Here is a 17,207-nt window from a genome sequence, read left to right as displayed (position 1 = left end):
GAGAGAATGATAATGAGCAGTTCTGATCTGCAAAAAGAATGGGCTTCTTCCTATTTGTCTGGAGGAAGTATGGCTTATGTTGATAGTCTTTATGAGGATTACCTCGCAGACCCTGATTCAGTGTCAGAGGATTGGAGAGCGGTATTTAGCGCTTTACCCAAAGTAAATGGTGCTACCAAAGAAGTATCTCATAGGGACATTCGCGATTATTTTTTGCAGAATGCTGACAAGAAGCTTAATAAAATAATTCAAATTGCAGATAGTCAACAGTACCAGGTGGCCAGTTTGATTAATGATTTTAGATCATTAGGGCATCTTGCCGCAAAACTGGATCCATTGGAAATGACGGAACGCATGCCAGTACCGCGGCTGGAGCTTGCTTATCATAATCTTGCCGATGTTGATGTTAATCGCACTTTTTTTGCTGGTACCAGCTTTAATGGGCCGGAGATGACTTTGGGGGAAATATACAACGCCCTTCGCGAAACATACTGTCGCAGTATAGGCATTGAGTATATGCATATATCCGATACTGAAGTCACTGAATGGCTACAACATAAGATGGAATCAGTTCGTGGCTGTCCTGAATTTAGTACGCAGGAAAAATTGAATATCCTTAAAGATTTGATAGCAGCAGACGGTTTGGAGCGTTATCTAGGAACCCGATATGTTGGTCAAAAACGATTTTCGCTTGAGGGGGGAGATTCTTTAATTCCAATGATGAAAGAACTCATTAGAAGATCTGGTGTAAATCAGGTTAAAGAGCTTGTCATTGGAATGGCACATAGAGGGCGCTTAAATGTGTTAGTGAATGTTCTCGGTAAAGAACCAGGACTATTATTTCAAGAATTTGAAGGAAAAATTAAATACGAACGAACGGGCGATGTGAAATATCATCTGGGTTTTTCCTCTGACATAAAAACAGAATCAGGTGCTATTGTGCACTTGGCTTTGGCGTTTAACCCTTCACACTTGGAAATTATTGGGCCAGTAGTTGAGGGATCCGTACGTTCACGTTTGGGAAGACGCAACGATTTGGCTAAAAAAGATAAAGTAGTTCCCATTGTCATTCATGGTGATGCTGCTTTTGCAGGTCAGGGCGTGGTTATGGAAACCTTTAACTTCTCCCAGGCACGTGGTTATTGTACTGGTGGAACGATCCATATTGTTATCAACAATCAGATAGGATTTACAACGAGCAATCCTTTGGATGCCCGCTCAACTCTGTATTGTACAGACGTTGCCAAAATGGTTCAGGCACCAGTTATTCATGTCAATGGAGATGATCCTGAGGCAGTAGTTTTCGCTACTCAAGTCGCTTTTGATTTCCGAATGAAGTTTAAACGAGACATAGTAATTGACCTTGTCTGTTACAGACGTCATGGCCACAATGAAGCTGATGAACCTTCAGTTACCCAGCCAAAGATGTATAAAAAAATCAAATCCATGCCTACATTACGTGAAAAATATGGAGAACAATTGGTCAGTGCTAATTTATTAACTAAAACAGAATTAGACAAATTGGTCGATTCTTATAGAGAAGCACTAGATAAAGGCAAGGCGGTTGTCGATTTGGTTCATGAAGATTATGAAGGAAAGCAATCTTTAGATTGGACTCCTTATATAAATGCCAAGTGGACGGATAAAGTAGAGACAACCATTAGCAAGGAAAAATTGGAAAAAATTTCATCTCAATTAAACAAATTGCCTGATGGAATGAAACTGCATCCCGTTGTAGAGCGTTTGTTAGCCGAACGAAATAAAATGACCGCTGGTGAAATTCCTATGAATTGGGGCTATGCTGAGATCATGGCTTATGCCAGTTTATTGCATGAAGGCTATGGCGTAAGAATTTCTGGACAAGATAGTGGCCGAGGAACTTTTGCCCATAGACATGCTGCACTCCATGATATTGAAAAAGGCGATACTTTTATTCCTTTGGAACATATATCAACCAATCCCAAGCGCTATTTTACTGTTATAGATTCAGTTCTTTCCGAAGAAGCGGTATTAGCTTTCGAATATGGCTTTGCTTCGTCTGAGCCATCTTTCCTGGTTATTTGGGAAGCTCAATTTGGTGATTTTGCAAATGGAGCACAAGTTGTTATCGATCAATTTATAAGTTCCGGTGAGCAAAAGTGGGGGCGGCTGTGCGGATTGGTGATGCTATTACCCCATGGCTATGAAGGACAAGGCCCTGAGCATTCTTCTGCCCGATTGGAGCGTTATATGCAGCTTTGTGCACAGCACAATATTCAAGTATGCACTCCAACAACTCCAGCACAAATATTTCATTTGTTAAGAAGACAAGTTATTCGTAATTTCAGGAAGCCTTTAATTGTCATGACTCCCAAAAGTCTTTTACGACATAAATTGGCTGTTTCACCTTTGGAAGCTTTGTTTAAAGGAAAATTTCATACAGTAATTCCGGAAATCGATGCCTTGGACGCACAAAAAGTAACAAAGGTGGTGTTATGCTGTGGTAAGGTTTATTATGATTTATTGCAAATGCGTCGCGATAAAAACTTAAACCACGTAGCGATTGTCCGTATAGAACAATTGTACCCATTTCCCAAAAAAGCATTAATGACTGAATTGGAGAAATATCAAAAGGCTAATGAAGTTGTCTGGTGTCAGGAAGAACCACAAAACCAAGGAGTCTGGTTCTCTTCTCAGCATAATATACGTGATTGCTTGCGTTCTGACCAAACCTTGCAATATGCTGGCAGAGAGTTTGCAGCTGCACCTGCAGTTGGTAGTCCCGGGTTGCATGCGGAGCAACAAGTTGCTCTGGTTGAGCAAGCATTACTTAGTAAAAAATAAATCTAAACAATATAATATTAAGAGAAGGTATAACCATGTCTATTGAAGTCAAAGTACCTGTTCTACCTGAGTCAGTAGCTGATGCAACAGTGGCTGCGTGGCATAAGAAAGTGGGTGATAAAGTATCTCGCGATGAGAACCTAGTTGATCTGGAAACAGATAAAGTTGTGCTTGAAGTTCCATCACCTGTGGATGGGGTATTGTCTGACATTCTGTTTAATACCGGAGATACGGTTGGTTCAGGAGACTTACTGGCAAAAATTTCTCAAAGTGTTTCCGTAGAATCTCAAAAAACTGAGAAAGAAGAGAAACCTGTCAAAAAAGAAGAAATAAAAATTTCCGAAAATGAATCAGTTAGCACAAAAGAAGATAAATCAACCAGTCCGGTGGTAAGACGGATGATGGCTGAAAATGATTTGAAAGCCGGTCAGATTCAAGGTACTGGTAAAGATGGCAGGATAACCAAAGAAGATGTTTTATCTTACATAGAATCCAAAAGAGAAAAATCAAACCAGACTGCTGAAGTTCAAAAAGAATCTTCTATGAGAGCACTTTCTTTTGGTGGTAGGGAAGAAAAACGTGTCCCTATGACGAGACTAAGAGCCAAGATTGCGGAACGTTTATTACAAGCACAGCACAATGCTGCCATGTTAACCACTTTTAACGAAGTGAATTTAAAGGCAGTTATGGATATGCGCTCTCAGTATAAAGATAGCTTTGAAAAAAAACATGGTGTAAAACTTGGATTTATGTCTTTTTTTACGAAAGCGGTAGTGGAGTCGCTTAAACGATTTCCGGCTGTAAATGCTTCAATTGATGGCCAAGATATTGTTTATCATGGCTTCTATGATATAGGAATTGCTGTTTCTACTGAAAGAGGTTTAGTCGTTCCGGTGATTAGAGACGCTGATCAGTTAAGTATGGCAGAAATTGAATTAGCCATTAATGACGCTGCATCAAAAGCCAGAACCGGAAAATTATCTATGGAAGAGATGCAAGGGGGGACATTTACCATAACTAACGGTGGAGTCTTCGGTTCACTATTAGCTACTCCCATTATCAACCCACCGCAAACTGGTATTTTAGGGATGCATAAAATTGAGGAAAGGCCTATTGTAGAGAAAGGGCAAATAGTAATCCGTCCTATGATGTATGTTGCTTTATCCTATGATCATCGTTTAATTGATGGAAAAGATTCTGTACAATTTTTAGTGAGTGTTAAAGAGCTGTTGGAAGATCCATCCCGACTTTTACTGAATGTTTAATGAATCATGTTTAACTGCAAGACCCGTCTTGACGGGTTTTGCTTTTTTAAAAGGTAATTAGAATGAATTTACATGAATATCAAGCCAAGCAATTGTTCGCTAGCTATGGTTTACCAGTTCCTCGTGGTGAGGTCGCTTATAATGTTGAGGATGCCTTGCTCGTTGCTTCTCAATTATCAACTTCTCGATGGGTTGTGAAAGCACAAGTCCATGCTGGTGGAAGAGGTAAGGCAGGTGGTGTGAAACTGGTTTCTAGCAAAGATGAATTGGCTACAGTTGCGAAATCCATGTTAGGCACACGTCTGGTTACTTATCAAACTGATGCCAGAGGTCAACCGGTTAATGCTATTTTGGTTGAAGAAACCTGCGAAATAGACAAGGAATTATATCTTGGTGCTGTTGTTGATAGATCCACCAGACGAGTTGTCATTATGGCCTCCACAGAAGGTGGTGTTGAAATTGAAAAGGTTGCTCATGAAACACCTGAAAAAATTTTCAAGGTGGTTGTTGATCCCTTAGTTGGTGTTACGCCCTTTCAATGTCGTGAAACAGCTTTTAAACTTGGATTAAAAGACGATCAAATCAAACAATTCACTCATTTGATGATGGGATTAGGAAAAATGTTTGTTGATTGTGATTTAAGTTTATTAGAGATAAATCCGCTTGTCATAACAAAATCAGGGCAACTGATTTGTCTGGATGGAAAAATTAATATCGATGGAAATGCTTTATTCCGACAGCCTAAATTGAAAAATATGCGAGACGTTTCCCAAGAAGATGATCGAGAAAATCGTGCCAGTGATTGGGAACTTAATTATATTCCTTTGGATGGGACAATAGGTTGCATGGTAAATGGTGCTGGTTTGGCTATGGCTACCATGGACGTGATAAAATTACATGGTGGTGAGCCGGCTAATTTCCTCGATGTTGGGGGAGGCGCCACAAAAGAAAGAGTCAGCGAAGCTTTGAAGATTATTGTGTCAGATGAAAAAGTCAAAGGAATTCTAGTTAATATTTTTGGTGGAATCGTTCGTTGTGACCTTATTGCTGATGGAATTCTTGCCGCTGTAAAAGAAGTGGATGTAAAAATTCCTGTTGTTGTCAGACTGGAAGGTAATAATGCCCAGTTAGGTGCTGAGATATTGAATAAAAGCAATTTAAATGTGATTGCTGCAACGAGTTTGACAGACGCAGCCAAGAAAATTGTAGCAGCAGTTTCCGAATAAAGAATAAATTAATTTTGGCATTATTGGTAAGGTAGTTTTCAAAGCGGATATGCCATTAAATTACGAGGTTAACAATGAGTGTATTAGTTGATAAACATACAAAAGTACTATGTCAGGGTTTTACTGGAAAACAAGGTACTTATCATACAGAGCAAGCGCTGGCTTATGGGACTAAGATGGTGGGGGGAGTTACTCCAGGTAAGGGTGGTCAAATGCATCTGGGGTTGCCTGTTTTTAATACTATGCGTGAAGCAGTTGAGGAAACCCAGGCGGATGCAAGCGTTATCTATGTTCCTGCACCATTTTGCAAAGATTCCATTATTGAAGCAGCAGAAGCAGGTGTTAAATTGATTGTTTGTATTACAGAAGGTGTGCCTGTATTGGATATGCTGCAAGTAAAAGTGTATATAGAAAACAATACACAGGCTAGATTAATTGGTCCAAATTGTCCAGGAATAATTACACCAGGCGAATGCAAGATAGGTATTATGCCTGGCTATATCCATTTACCCGGAAAAGTTGGAATCGTTTCACGTTCAGGAACTTTAACCTACGAAGCAGTAAAACAAACTACTGATAAAGGGTTTGGTCAAAGTACTTGCATAGGAATAGGTGGCGATCCAATTCCAGGAACCAGCTTTATTGATGCTTTGTCTTTATTTGAAAAAGATCCTAAAACAGAAGCTATCATCATGGTAGGAGAAATTGGTGGTTCAGCAGAGGAAGAGGCAGCTGAATTCATTAAGTCTCATGTAAAAAAACCTGTAGTATCATACATCGCTGGAGTCACAGCACCTGCTGGAAAGCGTATGGGGCATGCTGGAGCAATTATCTCTGGCGGGAAGGGGACCGCAGCAGAAAAATATGCTGCTCTGGAAGCGGCTGGTGTGAAAACAGTTCGATCTCCTGCTGACTTGGGAGATGCAATAGCTGAGGTAACTGGTTGGTAAGAAAGTACTTTTTCTCACTTAACAGCTCTTGCATTATAAAAATAGGAACTGATTAAAATAAATTGGTGATTTTTCCTCGAATCACGTTGGTGCTGTGTATCAAGCGCAGCCCAACAGCCATCATGATAATATTGTCACTTGGTTAAATAAGATTAGATCCATTTCATAACCTGCCCTAAAACAAAATCAGGTCTTAGGACCATCAATCTCTTTGTTAAAAATTTTTTTAATTTAGTTTATTGCTATATTCCCTCATTAAAAGAACTTTTGCCTTGGCCATGGGGGTTCTCATAAGTTCTGAAAATAATCAGTTTATGCAAGAAGTCGATTGAAAAATTTTAACTGCAAAATTTGTCGCAAATTATAAATTTTAGAGAGTATAATTATTTACATTTTTTTAGTGAAGGTTTGCTATGAGCAAATTTAGAAGTCTTGCGGATATTAGACGAGATTATGGTGAGTTGCAGCTCAGTGAAGAATCCGCTGAAAATGATCCCATTTCTCAATTCAAACTATGGTTTGATGATGTATTACTAAATGAAAAAAATGATCCCACGGCAATGGTTCTGTCTACAGTAGATGAAAAGGGCTATCCAGATTCAAGAGTTGTCTTATTAAAAGGATTAGAGAACGGTAATTTTATCTTTTATACCAATTATCAAAGTGCCAAGGCAATGCAAATCCAAAAGAATCCTTATGCCGCACTTAATTTTTATTGGCCTCAAATGGCAAGACAAGTACGTGTTCGTGGTCGAGTAAAAAAAATCAGTAGCGAGCAATCCGATGCTTATTTCTCCTCCAGACCTTTAAAAAGTCAGTTTAGTGCGATTGTGTCTCCCCAAAGCCAAGAAATTCTGGATAGGATTTCTTTAGAAGATGCTTTAAATCAGTTGATTGAAGAATATGGCCAAAAACCCGTAGTCAGACCGGAAAACTGGGGTGGATATATGATAATCCCGGATGAGATTGAGTTTTGGCAGGGTAGAGATAACAGATTACATGATCGAATTCATTATTACCGGCATGGTCATGAATGGACGCACCGTAGATTGGCACCTTGACCGGCAGTTTTTGTCATCATTCCTGCCGGTATCATTTTACTATTAAGATATAGAAGGATGAGTTTTCATGGCAGGTTAGTTAATGGTTGAATTCTTTTGAATAAGCACACGGGATTCGCAAATTTTCCCAGATTTATAAATCAGGACTCGCGAAAAATTCCAATCTCTTTGTTAAAAATATATTGAGCTTTGACCTTAGAATGATGTGTCCGTTTTATCAATATTCTGTTGGGGATAGATGGGTTAGAGCGGGATATTTTATCGTTCTTGGCAGTTGTTATTTTAAGCAATAAAACCATTTATTAATCATAAAAATCCATGAAAAAATAAGATGAAAAAGTTGGCCTAATACTTGCATCTCTATCAATAAAATCAATAAGTTAATGAAGTATCGTTTTAAAGAACCAAAGGTAAAAAGATTTTTGTCAAGATAATGTAAATATTTGATCTTCGAAGGCAGGGGGCAAATTAAAGTCGTAAAATTGATTTAAGTGTCGGAGTTATATGCACTAAAAAGCAGTTCTGCACCAATTGCGTTAATAATTATAGACTTAGGAGTAAATGAGTTGAAAAGCGGAAATATATTCAGGATACATAAAAGAGGCTATCATCATGAACGATACAACATCATTATTATCACATCTTAGATTACGATTTAACATTGAACACCCAAGCTATGAAGAATGTTATATTTTTGGGTACGAATGTGCATTGGCAGAAGTTCCAGAAGAGGATAATCCTTTCCGTGAAGGTTCTCAAGAAGCAGAACAATGGCTCGAAGGATGGTGGGCTGGCATATATGGAGAAAAACCATTATTTGATTTGAACAATATCGAGGAAGATATTCTTTTAGATAAAACCACAGCTGCAAATGATCAGCAATATCATCATAAAAACAGCTTTCTATCTTTAGTCTTTGAAATTGGTGGTGCGATAGCCGCTTCCGCAATAGTAGGCTACCAATTACTTGAGCTCGTAGCATGATCATCACGTTCAATTGAAGAGCATAATGTAATGCTTCTTCAATTGAATAGGAGTGTTACTTTTATTGAGTTCAGTCTTTAAATAGTTTTAAAACCATCGACCTCATTCGTTCAATTTCAGATGGATTGAATTCTTTATAAAGCTCACTGCCAATATCAAGGCAAACTGTAACTTCCTCACCTAAACCTTTCAGCAGGTCAACCCCTGATAATTTAAGTAATTTGATATGTTGGCTAATTTCACTTGCCCAAGCATCGAGGTATTTCATATCAGTGAATACCGGCAAAAAAACATGGTTATTTTCTTCCAAAAATAATACTCTGGGTTCACTATCATCAGAATTGGATTCAATAGGAATAATAAAATTTGCCTTGATAAATTCAAGGTAAACTTTATTCGCTTCTTTTGAGCTTCCGGAAGATTCAAAAGCTTCTTTAATGGCTATATTTAGTTTGTTCATTAGGGGTAGATCTCATGTCTGTATAGTATCTTGAAAATTTGCTTTTTAAACTTGTTCAGAGTAACCAACTTCCATTCATGAAAATATATGAAGATTCAACTTTAAGCGGACAAGGGCATACCAATTTCGGTCAATTATGAGCCCTGGTACTTGATAAACTTGAACCTATTTTGGTCACCCGCACAGGCGAAGCGACTCGAATATTTCATTATATAATCAAAATATGATTTTGCCTTACTCTCTTTAAAACTTCTTGGTGAACCCTCGAGGATTATTTAGTTTTGTTTTGAGTTCATCCACTGGATATCGGAAAACTCCAATCTCTTGGTTAAAAAATGTTTTTAATTCAGTCATTTAATTTGTCTAAATTCTCTCATTTAAAACACTTTTTTCCTCGACCTTGGATTTTTTCGCAAGCCCTGGTCTTTTAATCTTTCAATTCAATCCAGAGGATTTTTGTTTTACTGGATGATGATGAGTCGTTAAAAATTAGGATTATATCCTAAATCCTCAATACATTACTAATAGGGAAAAGGTAAAAATAAACTATATGTTGAAATAAGTTACAACAGCAGTATAATGATAAGTTATCATTGTTAATTTATTGATCATTTTTTAAATAAATACAGCATGTGGTGGTTATACCAAAATGGGAATATCTAAAGTGGAAATTTATAAACGTAAAAATTACCTGGGTTTTGCGTGGTTAGTTTGGGGGTTGGCAGCTGCTTTTTATTTTTCTGATTATTTAGCTAGAGTAGCGCCTGGTGTAATGCACCGATATCTACAAATGGACTTTGGCATTAATGAGGCTGGCTTCGGCATATTAACTGCATCCTTCTATGTTCCATATATCTTAATGCAAATTCCTGTAGGATTGACGGTTGATCGATTAAGCATACGATGGTTATTGACTATTATGTCATTAGTTACTGCTTTTGGCTGCTGTGTATTTGGCCTTGCGGATGGTCTGCTGACTGCATCAATTGGAAGAATGTTGATTGGTTTCAGTGCCGCTTTTGCATTCATTTGCTCACTTCGCCTTGCCACTTCATGGTTTCCTCCAACTATGCTTGGATTATTATCTGGATTAACTCAAGCGTTAGGAATGCTTGGTGCTGCTGCAGGGGAGGCCCCTGTTTCATTTTTAGTGAGTAATGTTGGCTGGCGCCATAGTATGCTGATTATCGCCTTCTTATTTATTGCCTTATCAGGATTATTGTATCAATTTGTGCAAGATAAACCCGGTGAGCATCGCAATGAAATTCGTTCTGTTAATCGAATCAGTATTTTGGATAGCTTAAAGATCATTTTATCAAATAAACAAACTTGGCTTAATGCGATGTATGCTGGATTTTTATTTGGCCCCACCGCTGTAATTGGAGAGGCAATAGGTCCGGCATATTTACAGTTCGGACGTGGTTTAGGGGCGCACGCAGCTGCATTTGCAACAGGATTGATCTTTATAGGCTGGGGAATTAGTGGCCCATTATCAGGTTGGATTTCTGATAAAATGGGACGTCGTAAGCCATTGATGATTATTTCCGCAGTATGTGGTGTGATCTTGAGCAGTTTATTTGTTTTTATTCCTGAAATGAGCCAAACAACGGCTTACATACTATTTTTTGTTTTTGGTCTCACAAACACTGGAGTTGCGATTTCATACGCTGTTTCTACAGAAATACATGACAGGAGTGTTGTTGGTACATCTATCGCATTTACCAATATGACTTCAATTTTTGTCGGGGCCTTATTCCAGCCTTTAGTAGGACGTATCATAGACATGGTGTCTGGGCCTAGAGCCTATAATGTTGAAACGTTATTATTATCGGATTTCCAAGCCGGTCTAAAATTACTTCCCTTATGTTCCTTAGTGGCCTTAATCCTCGCGTTTACTGTTAAAGAGACTTATTGCAAACCCATAAGACATTAAGATAGTAAAAATCAAACATTGAGCATCGCATTATAAATATGCCATCATTGTTTGATTTTTGCTGTAAATACATCAAATTTATGAAACTTAATGAAAATATTTTTCATTAAGTTTTAATCTTCTTGCATTAGACTGTCGCACTTTTAGGTTATTTGCTGTTATACTTTTCGCAGCACTTTGCTGCGCTCGAGTAATGCTATTTGCAAATTAATAACATGGAGATAATAATGAAAAAACTTACAGGATTAGTAATTATCCTGGCTGTTTTAATCCTAGGTGGATATTATGGCATGGGAATTCTAACCGAAAGAACGGTTAAAAAAACTGTCGAGGTAATTAATCAATCCAATGGGCTTTTCGCTGACATTCAGCAATATAAGAGAGGTTGGTTTTGCTCTGATGCATTAGTTAAATGGCGTTTACACGTACCTGAGCGAGTAGTAAAAGACGATGATGGAAAATTGCAAACTACTCCTGCCCAAGATTATCAAATGGAAATGCCGATTAAGATTTATCATGGCCCCATTATATACGCGAATAAGCAGTTACGTTTTGGAATGGGCTTTGCACAAACCGTATTTCCATTTCCAGAAAAATATAATCAGCAATTCAATGAGCTTTTTTCTCAAGATTCAGAAAAGCCTCAGCTGGATTTAAGTATTTTTGTAAATTATTTGAATAAAAGTACAGTTGAGTTGTCCATTCCTTCTTTCAAATTAACTGCTAAAGATGGAAATGGTAAATTTAATTGGATGGGTATGGACAGTACTACATCAATGTCTTCCAATTTGGATAAAGTGGAAGGGGAAATTGAATTTGATGGTGCAGAGTTTTCTAAAGATGATACCAATCTCTCTTTGGGTAAGGTAACCAGCGAGTATGACTTACATAAAACGACTACAGGGTTATACTTGGGTCAAGCCAGTTTTTCATTGCCATCACTTGCTGTAGTTGTTAAAGATCAAAAGATGTTTGAAATTAGTGAATTGACATTAAGTTCAAGCAGCGATATAGACGATAATCTCTTCAGCACGCATTTTAGTGCCGCTTTAAAATCACTATTCGCCAATGGGCAAAATTACGGTCCTGGTGAAGTGGAGATGTCCTTAAGAAACCTTGATGCTGAAGTATTGGCTAAAATCAATGAACAAGCTAATGCGATGCAAAGGGGCACAGATCAAGAGCGTCAACAAGCGTTGATGGCAATGCTGCCAGAATTGCCAAAGTTATTTAGTAAAGGTGCAGAGTTTGAAATCTCCAAATTAAGTATCAAACTTCCACAAGGCATGATTGATGGTAATTTGTTAATCACTTTACCCAAAGGAGATAGTTCTAATCCCTTTGAATTGATTCAAAAAACTCAAGGTAATGCCAAGTTAAAAATGCCAATCGAGGTAGTGAAGCAACTGATGCAGCAATCGATTATGCAACAAATGGCAAAACAGCCAGAAATGCAACAAGCGTTAATTCAACAGCTGCAAAACAGTCAAGGTCAATCAAACCAAGCAGAACTTACTCCTGAGCAAATCGCTGCAATGCAAGTAGATAAGCAAATTAATGAGTTGGAGCAATCTGGTTTAATTACTGTCGATGGCAAAGACTATGTTATTGAGATGAGTTTGAGTGAAGGAAAATTCACAGTTAATGGGAAACCATTTGATCCATCTATGATGAAATTTCAGTAGTTCGTTAGATATAGGATAAGCTGTTGAGAGCGGCTTATCCTCTTTTCAATCCACTGTGGTGAGAAACGTGGCAATGATTCAAGAGCAAACAGTATATATTGAATTTTAATGCAGTTTTTTCTGTTCTGCCCTTGTCTCGTATTGCTCAATTCGGTAATATACCGCTTTTAAAAGGAGGAGCTAATAATAATGACAACAATCAGTAATGATGCAGGAGATACCACTGCTTCACTAGCCGAAAGCGTGACTCAATCCGTACAAAAATATTTTTCAGAGCTTAAGGGAACTGATCCTGTTGACTTATACCAGTTTGTACTTGAAGAAATTGAGACCCCTCTATTTCGTGCAGTAATGGAACATTGCAAGTATAATCAGTCCCGCGCTGCAATCATGCTGGGAATTAGTCGTGGAACTTTAAGAACTAAATTAAGACGTTATTTTGATGATAAATATGTTGGTACAAGGGATTAAGATAGATTGATGATAAAAAGGGAGCTAAGGCTCCCTTTTTATCATCAAAGAATATTTCATTTTATTCAGCAAACATGGAGCTTACTGACTCCTCAACATTTACTCGTTTGATTGCTTGAGCTAACATATCAGCAAGACTGACCACTCTGATTTTTTCACAGTTTTGTGCTTCGGCTGATAAAGGAATGGTATCAGTTACTACCACCTCATCAAGACCTGAATGTTTAATATTGTTAACTGCAGGACCAGACAACACAGGATGTGTAATGTAAGCTCTTACGCTTTTTGCTCCGTTTTTCTTTAATTCCTGAGCAGCCGTACAAAGTGTTCCAGCAGTATCTACTATATCGTCTACAATAATACAGTTTTTATTGGCGGGCTCACCAATAATGTGCATTACTTCTGATTTATTTGGCCCACTACGGCGTTTATCAATAATCGACAGCTCAGCGTCATTCAGCCTTTTAGCAACTGCTCTTGCACGAACAACCCCACCGACATCTGGTGATACAATCATGATGCTATTTAATTTTTGTTTGGTTATATCTTCCAGCAATACCGGAGTTGAGTATACGTTATCAACCGGCATATAAAAGAAACCCTGTATTTGATCCGCGTGCAAATCAACAGTAAGGACTCGACAAATTCCAACGGAAGCCATCATGTCTGCCACTACTTTAGCTGTGATAGGAACACGTGCGGAGCGCACTCGCCTATCTTGGCGTGCGTAGCCAAAATAAGGAACTACAGCTGTAATACGACCAGCAGATGATCTTCTGAGGGCATCCGCCATAATCAGCAATTCCATTAAATTATTATTTGCAGGCGCACAAGTTGATTGGAGGACAAAAACATCTTTACCTCGGACATTTTCCAAAATCTCAACCATAGTCTCTCCATCGCTGAAGGTACCAACGGTGGCTTTGCCAATAGGTATTTGCAAATGTGAGGAAATTTTTAGTGCTAATTCAGGGTTAGCATTCCCTGTAAAAATCATCATCGTGGACATGTGTCAAAAGCCTTAGATTTAGGTTAATCACATAACTTAAACACATAGCAGAAGACAGCCAAAAAGATATTATTATTATTTGAGCGATACGAAGTACGCATCCTTCCAGGTTATCTTCTGCCGTCTGTTTACTTGTACCTAGATTCAACTTCATATTCTAGGTTGAATCAACAAGAAAATGGCAGGGGTGCTAGGATTCGAACCTAGGTATGCAGGGATCAAAACCCTGTGCCTTACCGCTTGGCGACACCCCTATAATTGTAGATTCTTTAATCATCCATGAGTTTATAAATAGTATTCTTCCCTGCAATGTGCTGCGTATTTTGCAGTGCTTTTTTATCGATGTCAACTTCAGAAAGCAAATAAATTACAAGAATTAAATTATACAACCCAATTCTTTATCACTACCTTTACCATGACGCCATTTCCTTCAAGGCGAATCATACTTGGTAAATCTATTCCCTTGACCGAAGTATACTTAGTAAAATCAATGGTATATCCATTTTGCTTTAATTGTATCAGGTGATTGAATTGGTCATGTTTTTCTGATTGGACTCCACCTGGTGCAGGTAAACCTCTTACCCAGTAATACAAATTATTTACTGGAAGTCGAATGCCAGTTTGTTTTAGTAATAACTCATCGGCATTAGTCGAAGTAGTTACTTTGGAGCCATCTTGAAATGTAATAGTATTCCCTTTTTTGCTGATTAGAACGGCTCCACCACCTAATGGCCCTATTAAACGAATTTGGTATGAGTTAGCCCCTTGTTGGACCCAATTCATAGTAGCAGACCATCCTTTCGCTTTGGTTTTTGCAGCCAGAGCCCCTTTAATTTCCCATGAGGAAACAGTGGCTGTTTCGGCTTTACGTTCTTCAAGAGGAATTTCACGGTTTGTAGGCGGCTCTTCAGAGGGTCTTGGGGGAGCGCATGCTGTTAAAAAGCAAATTAAAATGATTGTCAAACGTTTTATCGCATTCATTGCTTACCTCAATTCCATTTTTTTATAGTTTTTCAATTTACAATACGCTAGACTGCTTCTATATGCAAATGGTAATTAACGAGATGAAACAAAAAGCAATCTACCCTGGAACATTTGACCCTGTAACCAATGGCCATATTGATATTATTACTCGGGCCAGCAGTATTTTTCCTGAATTGATAGTTGCTGTAGCGAGTAATAAAAACAAGCGGCCTTATTTATCTTGGGAAAGCAGAATTAGTTTACTGGAAGAGTCCGTTGGACATTTAACTGGCGTGAGAGTTGTGGGTTTTGATAATTTGTTAATTGATTTTGTATTAGAACAAAGCGCAGGCATTATTTTACGTGGATTGCGAGCTGTTTCTGATTTTGAATATGAATTTCAACTGGCTGGAATGAATAGAAAGCTATCTAAAAAGGTGGAAACATTATTTTTAACTCCCGCAGAGCATTTAATGTATATCTCATCCACTTTAGTTCGTGAAATTGCAGCCTTAAATGGCGATGTTTCTCAATTTGTTCCTCCCAATGTAGTTAGAGAATTAAAAAAGAGACAAAATGAAATATAACTATAAATGGCTGAGTTGTTTATTTTTTTTAATTTGTAATATTTATCAGGTTAATGCAAAAACATTTCCACAACACCCTCCTGGATATGCTGTAGCAAGTGCTCACCCCTTGGCAACTCATGCCGGTTTGGAGATTTTGGCAGCAGGAGGAAATGCTTTTGATGCTGCAGTTGCGGTAGCTGCTGCCTTGGCAGTAGTCGAGCCATATCATTCGGGGCTTGGAGGAGGAGGTTTTTGGCTACTTCATCAGGAAAAGGAACATTTAAATCTCTTTATTGATGGCAGGGAGGTAGCTCCTTTGGCCGCAAGTAAGGATATGTATTTGGCTCCTGACGGCCAAGTGATTCCCGGCCTTTCTCTAAATGGTGGTTTATCTGCGGCTATACCTGGACAGCCAGCTGCCCTGGTTTATATAGCCAAGAACTATGGACGTCTTCCGCTTAGCAAGACATTAGCTCCGGCTATTAAGCTTGCGGAAGAGGGTTTTCCTGTAGATCCCCAATTTCGTTATTTCTCCACTCTGGATGATAGATTGGAAAACTTGAAGAAATATCCCGATACCGCCGCTATTTTTTTAAAGAATGGTAAGCCTTTTGAAATTGGAGAAAAACTTGTTCAAAAAGATTTGGCAAAAACACTCAGATTGATAGCCAAGTACGGAAATGCCGGATTTTATTCAGGAGAAACGGCTTCTCTGCTCGTTCAAGGTGTCAATGCGGCAGGTGGAATTTGGTCTCTTGATGATCTGGCTCAATATAAAATTAAAGTGAGGCCACCTTTAATTAGTGCTTATCATAATATGTTAATTATCACAGCTCCTTTGCCTTCGGCCGGTGGAGTGGCATTGGTAACCATGCTCAATATATTATCCAAATTTCCTTTGTCTTCATTTCCCAAATTAAAATGGGTTCATTACGTCGTTGAATCGATGAGATTGGCTTATTGGCAAAGAGATCAATTTCTGGGTGATCCTGATTTTATTAAGGTTCCTCTTGATAAATTGATTTCCTCAGATAATGCGAAACAATTAAGCCGCTTGATTTCACCAAATAAAGCGATTGATAGTAAAGTCTTGCAAGGCTCAGTTCCGACGGGAAAACACTCAAATACCTCACATATTTCGATTATTGATACGGAAGGAAATCGTGTTGCTGCAACAATGACGATTAATTACATTTTTGGGTCCAGTGTAGTTGCAAAGGGAACAGGGGTATTATTAAATGATGAAATGGATGATTTTTCTACTAAAGTGGGTAAGCAAAATGTCTTTGGTTTGGTGGGAAGTGAGCGCAATGCCATTGAACCAAGAAAAAGGCCGCTATCCAGTATGGCTCCAACCTTCCTGGAGATGCCAGGGCGTGTAGCTATCCTGGGGACTCCTGGAGGAAGCCGTATTCCTACTATGGTTTTACTTGCCTCACTATTATTTTATGATGGGTATGGAGCTATCAGTATGGTTTCAGCCATGCGATTTCATCATCAATATTTACCAGATGTTTTGCAATTTGAGCCTGATACTTTCCCAAGTTCAATTCAACAAGGTTTACAAGCTATGGGATACCATTTAATGCCATTGAAACAATATTATGGAGATATGCAAGCCATTACATGGGACAAAGAAAGTAATGTCTTAACGGCTGCTTCTGATCCAAGACATATTGGTTTAGCTGCTGCGATATCCAATATGGCATATGGGTATGGGGTTAATTACTAGAATACATTTTTGAAATGAATTGGCAAGCTACACTTGGTGTATAAATTGTTAGTGCTGAATAAAGCAATCAAAATCA

General features: G+C 38.4%; 14 protein-coding genes and 1 tRNA gene. 11 read left to right on the top strand and 4 right to left on the bottom strand.

Going from position 1 to position 17,207, the window contains the following annotated elements; genetic code table 11:
• Window positions 1-12: 12 nt before the first annotated feature.
• From OQI99_RS09205 to OQI99_RS09180, 6 genes are all read left to right on the top strand, one after another.
• Entirely contained in the window at window positions 13-2,823 is a 2,811-nt protein-coding gene (locus tag OQI99_RS09205) for a 2-oxoglutarate dehydrogenase E1 component (protein WP_061513235.1), read from the top strand.
• Window positions 2,824-2,858: 35 nt separating this feature from the next.
• Window positions 2,859-4,088 (top strand): 2-oxoglutarate dehydrogenase complex dihydrolipoyllysine-residue succinyltransferase, encoded by a 1,230-nt coding sequence (odhB, locus tag OQI99_RS09200; RefSeq protein WP_061513236.1) that lies wholly within the window; start codon window positions 2,859-2,861, stop codon window positions 4,086-4,088.
• A gap of 62 nt (window positions 4,089-4,150) precedes the next feature.
• Window positions 4,151-5,314 (top strand): ADP-forming succinate--CoA ligase subunit beta, encoded by a 1,164-nt coding sequence (gene sucC / locus OQI99_RS09195; protein WP_265731767.1) that lies wholly within the window; start codon window positions 4,151-4,153, stop codon window positions 5,312-5,314.
• Between the two features lie 74 nt (window positions 5,315-5,388).
• Window positions 5,389-6,264 (top strand): succinate--CoA ligase subunit alpha, encoded by an 876-nt coding sequence (gene sucD, locus OQI99_RS09190; protein ID WP_011213165.1) that lies wholly within the window; start codon window positions 5,389-5,391, stop codon window positions 6,262-6,264.
• A gap of 413 nt (window positions 6,265-6,677) precedes the next feature.
• A complete protein-coding gene (gene pdxH / locus OQI99_RS09185; RefSeq protein WP_010946283.1) occupies window positions 6,678-7,325 on the top strand; it encodes a pyridoxamine 5'-phosphate oxidase in 648 nt (215 codons plus the stop codon).
• 612 nt (window positions 7,326-7,937) lie between these two features.
• The gene (locus OQI99_RS09180; RefSeq protein ID WP_010946284.1) at window positions 7,938-8,309 is read left to right on the top strand and encodes a transmission trait enhancer LetE; all 372 of its coding nucleotides are present in this window, start codon (window positions 7,938-7,940) and stop codon (window positions 8,307-8,309) included.
• A gap of 70 nt (window positions 8,310-8,379) precedes the next feature.
• On the opposite strand, the gene OQI99_RS09175 is transcribed toward OQI99_RS09180, so the two are convergent.
• Window positions 8,380-8,769 carry an SseB family protein gene (locus tag OQI99_RS09175; RefSeq protein ID WP_265731766.1) on the bottom strand — a complete coding sequence of 130 codons (390 nt, stop codon included), beginning with the start codon at window positions 8,767-8,769 and terminating at the stop codon, window positions 8,380-8,382.
• Window positions 8,770-9,418: 649 nt separating this feature from the next.
• Between OQI99_RS09175 and OQI99_RS09170 the strand changes: the two genes are divergently transcribed.
• From OQI99_RS09170 to OQI99_RS09160, 3 genes are all read left to right on the top strand, one after another.
• Window positions 9,419-10,702, top strand: a complete 1,284-nt coding sequence (locus tag OQI99_RS09170; RefSeq protein ID WP_010946287.1) for an MFS transporter — start codon at window positions 9,419-9,421, stop codon at window positions 10,700-10,702.
• A 227-nt stretch (window positions 10,703-10,929) separates the two neighbouring features.
• A complete protein-coding gene (locus OQI99_RS09165) occupies window positions 10,930-12,387 on the top strand; it encodes a YdgA family protein (protein ID WP_265731765.1) in 1,458 nt (485 codons plus the stop codon).
• 189 nt (window positions 12,388-12,576) lie between these two features.
• A complete protein-coding gene (locus tag OQI99_RS09160; protein WP_010946289.1) occupies window positions 12,577-12,858 on the top strand; it encodes a helix-turn-helix domain-containing protein in 282 nt (93 codons plus the stop codon).
• Between the two features lie 61 nt (window positions 12,859-12,919).
• Here the strand turns inward: OQI99_RS09160 and OQI99_RS09155 are convergent, their stop codons facing one another.
• From OQI99_RS09155 to lolB, 3 genes are all read right to left on the bottom strand, one after another.
• Entirely contained in the window at window positions 12,920-13,867 is a 948-nt protein-coding gene (locus OQI99_RS09155) for a ribose-phosphate pyrophosphokinase (protein WP_061513242.1), read from the bottom strand.
• Between the two features lie 179 nt (window positions 13,868-14,046).
• A tRNA-Gln gene (locus OQI99_RS09150) sits at window positions 14,047-14,121 on the bottom strand.
• Between the two features lie 127 nt (window positions 14,122-14,248).
• On the bottom strand, window positions 14,249-14,848 hold the full coding sequence (gene lolB / locus OQI99_RS09145) for a lipoprotein insertase outer membrane protein LolB (RefSeq protein ID WP_265731764.1): 600 nt from the start codon (window positions 14,846-14,848) through the stop codon (window positions 14,249-14,251).
• A 62-nt stretch (window positions 14,849-14,910) separates the two neighbouring features.
• On the opposite strand from lolB, the gene coaD reads away from it, so the two are divergent.
• Complete coding sequence (coaD, locus tag OQI99_RS09140) at window positions 14,911-15,417, top strand: pantetheine-phosphate adenylyltransferase (RefSeq protein ID WP_265731763.1); 507 nt, start codon at window positions 14,911-14,913, stop codon at window positions 15,415-15,417.
• On the top strand, window positions 15,407-17,131 hold the full coding sequence (ggt, locus tag OQI99_RS09135) for a gamma-glutamyltransferase (protein ID WP_265731762.1): 1,725 nt from the start codon (window positions 15,407-15,409) through the stop codon (window positions 17,129-17,131). The genes coaD and ggt overlap by 11 nt, the downstream gene beginning before the upstream one ends.
• Window positions 17,132-17,207 lie beyond the last annotated feature (76 nt).

The organism is Legionella sp. PATHC039, from assembly GCF_026191275.1.
GTDB lineage: Bacteria > Pseudomonadota > Gammaproteobacteria > Legionellales > Legionellaceae > Legionella > Legionella pneumophila.
Note: the sequence above shows the minus strand (reverse complement) of the source record. Positions and strands in the feature narration are given on the sequence as shown.

Excerpts from the sequence above, each read along its gene's own strand:
- OQI99_RS09205 (WP_061513235.1), top strand. The coding sequence starts at position 13 with ATGAGCAGTTCTGATCTGCAAAAAGAATGGGCTTCTTCCTATTTGTCT.
- odhB (WP_061513236.1), top strand. The coding sequence starts at position 2,859 with ATGTCTATTGAAGTCAAAGTACCTGTTCTACCTGAGTCAGTAGCTGAT.
- sucC (WP_265731767.1), top strand. The coding sequence starts at position 4,151 with ATGAATTTACATGAATATCAAGCCAAGCAATTGTTCGCTAGCTATGGT.
- sucD (WP_011213165.1), top strand. The coding sequence starts at position 5,389 with ATGAGTGTATTAGTTGATAAACATACAAAAGTACTATGTCAGGGTTTT.
- pdxH (WP_010946283.1), top strand. The coding sequence starts at position 6,678 with ATGAGCAAATTTAGAAGTCTTGCGGATATTAGACGAGATTATGGTGAG.
- OQI99_RS09180 (WP_010946284.1), top strand. The coding sequence starts at position 7,938 with ATGAACGATACAACATCATTATTATCACATCTTAGATTACGATTTAAC.
- OQI99_RS09175 (WP_265731766.1), bottom strand. The coding sequence starts at position 8,769 with ATGAACAAACTAAATATAGCCATTAAAGAAGCTTTTGAATCTTCCGGA.
- OQI99_RS09170 (WP_010946287.1), top strand. The coding sequence starts at position 9,419 with ATGGGAATATCTAAAGTGGAAATTTATAAACGTAAAAATTACCTGGGT.
- OQI99_RS09165 (WP_265731765.1), top strand. The coding sequence starts at position 10,930 with ATGAAAAAACTTACAGGATTAGTAATTATCCTGGCTGTTTTAATCCTA.
- OQI99_RS09160 (WP_010946289.1), top strand. The coding sequence starts at position 12,577 with ATGACAACAATCAGTAATGATGCAGGAGATACCACTGCTTCACTAGCC.
- OQI99_RS09155 (WP_061513242.1), bottom strand. The coding sequence starts at position 13,867 with ATGTCCACGATGATGATTTTTACAGGGAATGCTAACCCTGAATTAGCA.
- lolB (WP_265731764.1), bottom strand. The coding sequence starts at position 14,848 with ATGAATGCGATAAAACGTTTGACAATCATTTTAATTTGCTTTTTAACA.
- coaD (WP_265731763.1), top strand. The coding sequence starts at position 14,911 with ATGCAAATGGTAATTAACGAGATGAAACAAAAAGCAATCTACCCTGGA.
- ggt (WP_265731762.1), top strand. The coding sequence starts at position 15,407 with ATGAAATATAACTATAAATGGCTGAGTTGTTTATTTTTTTTAATTTGT.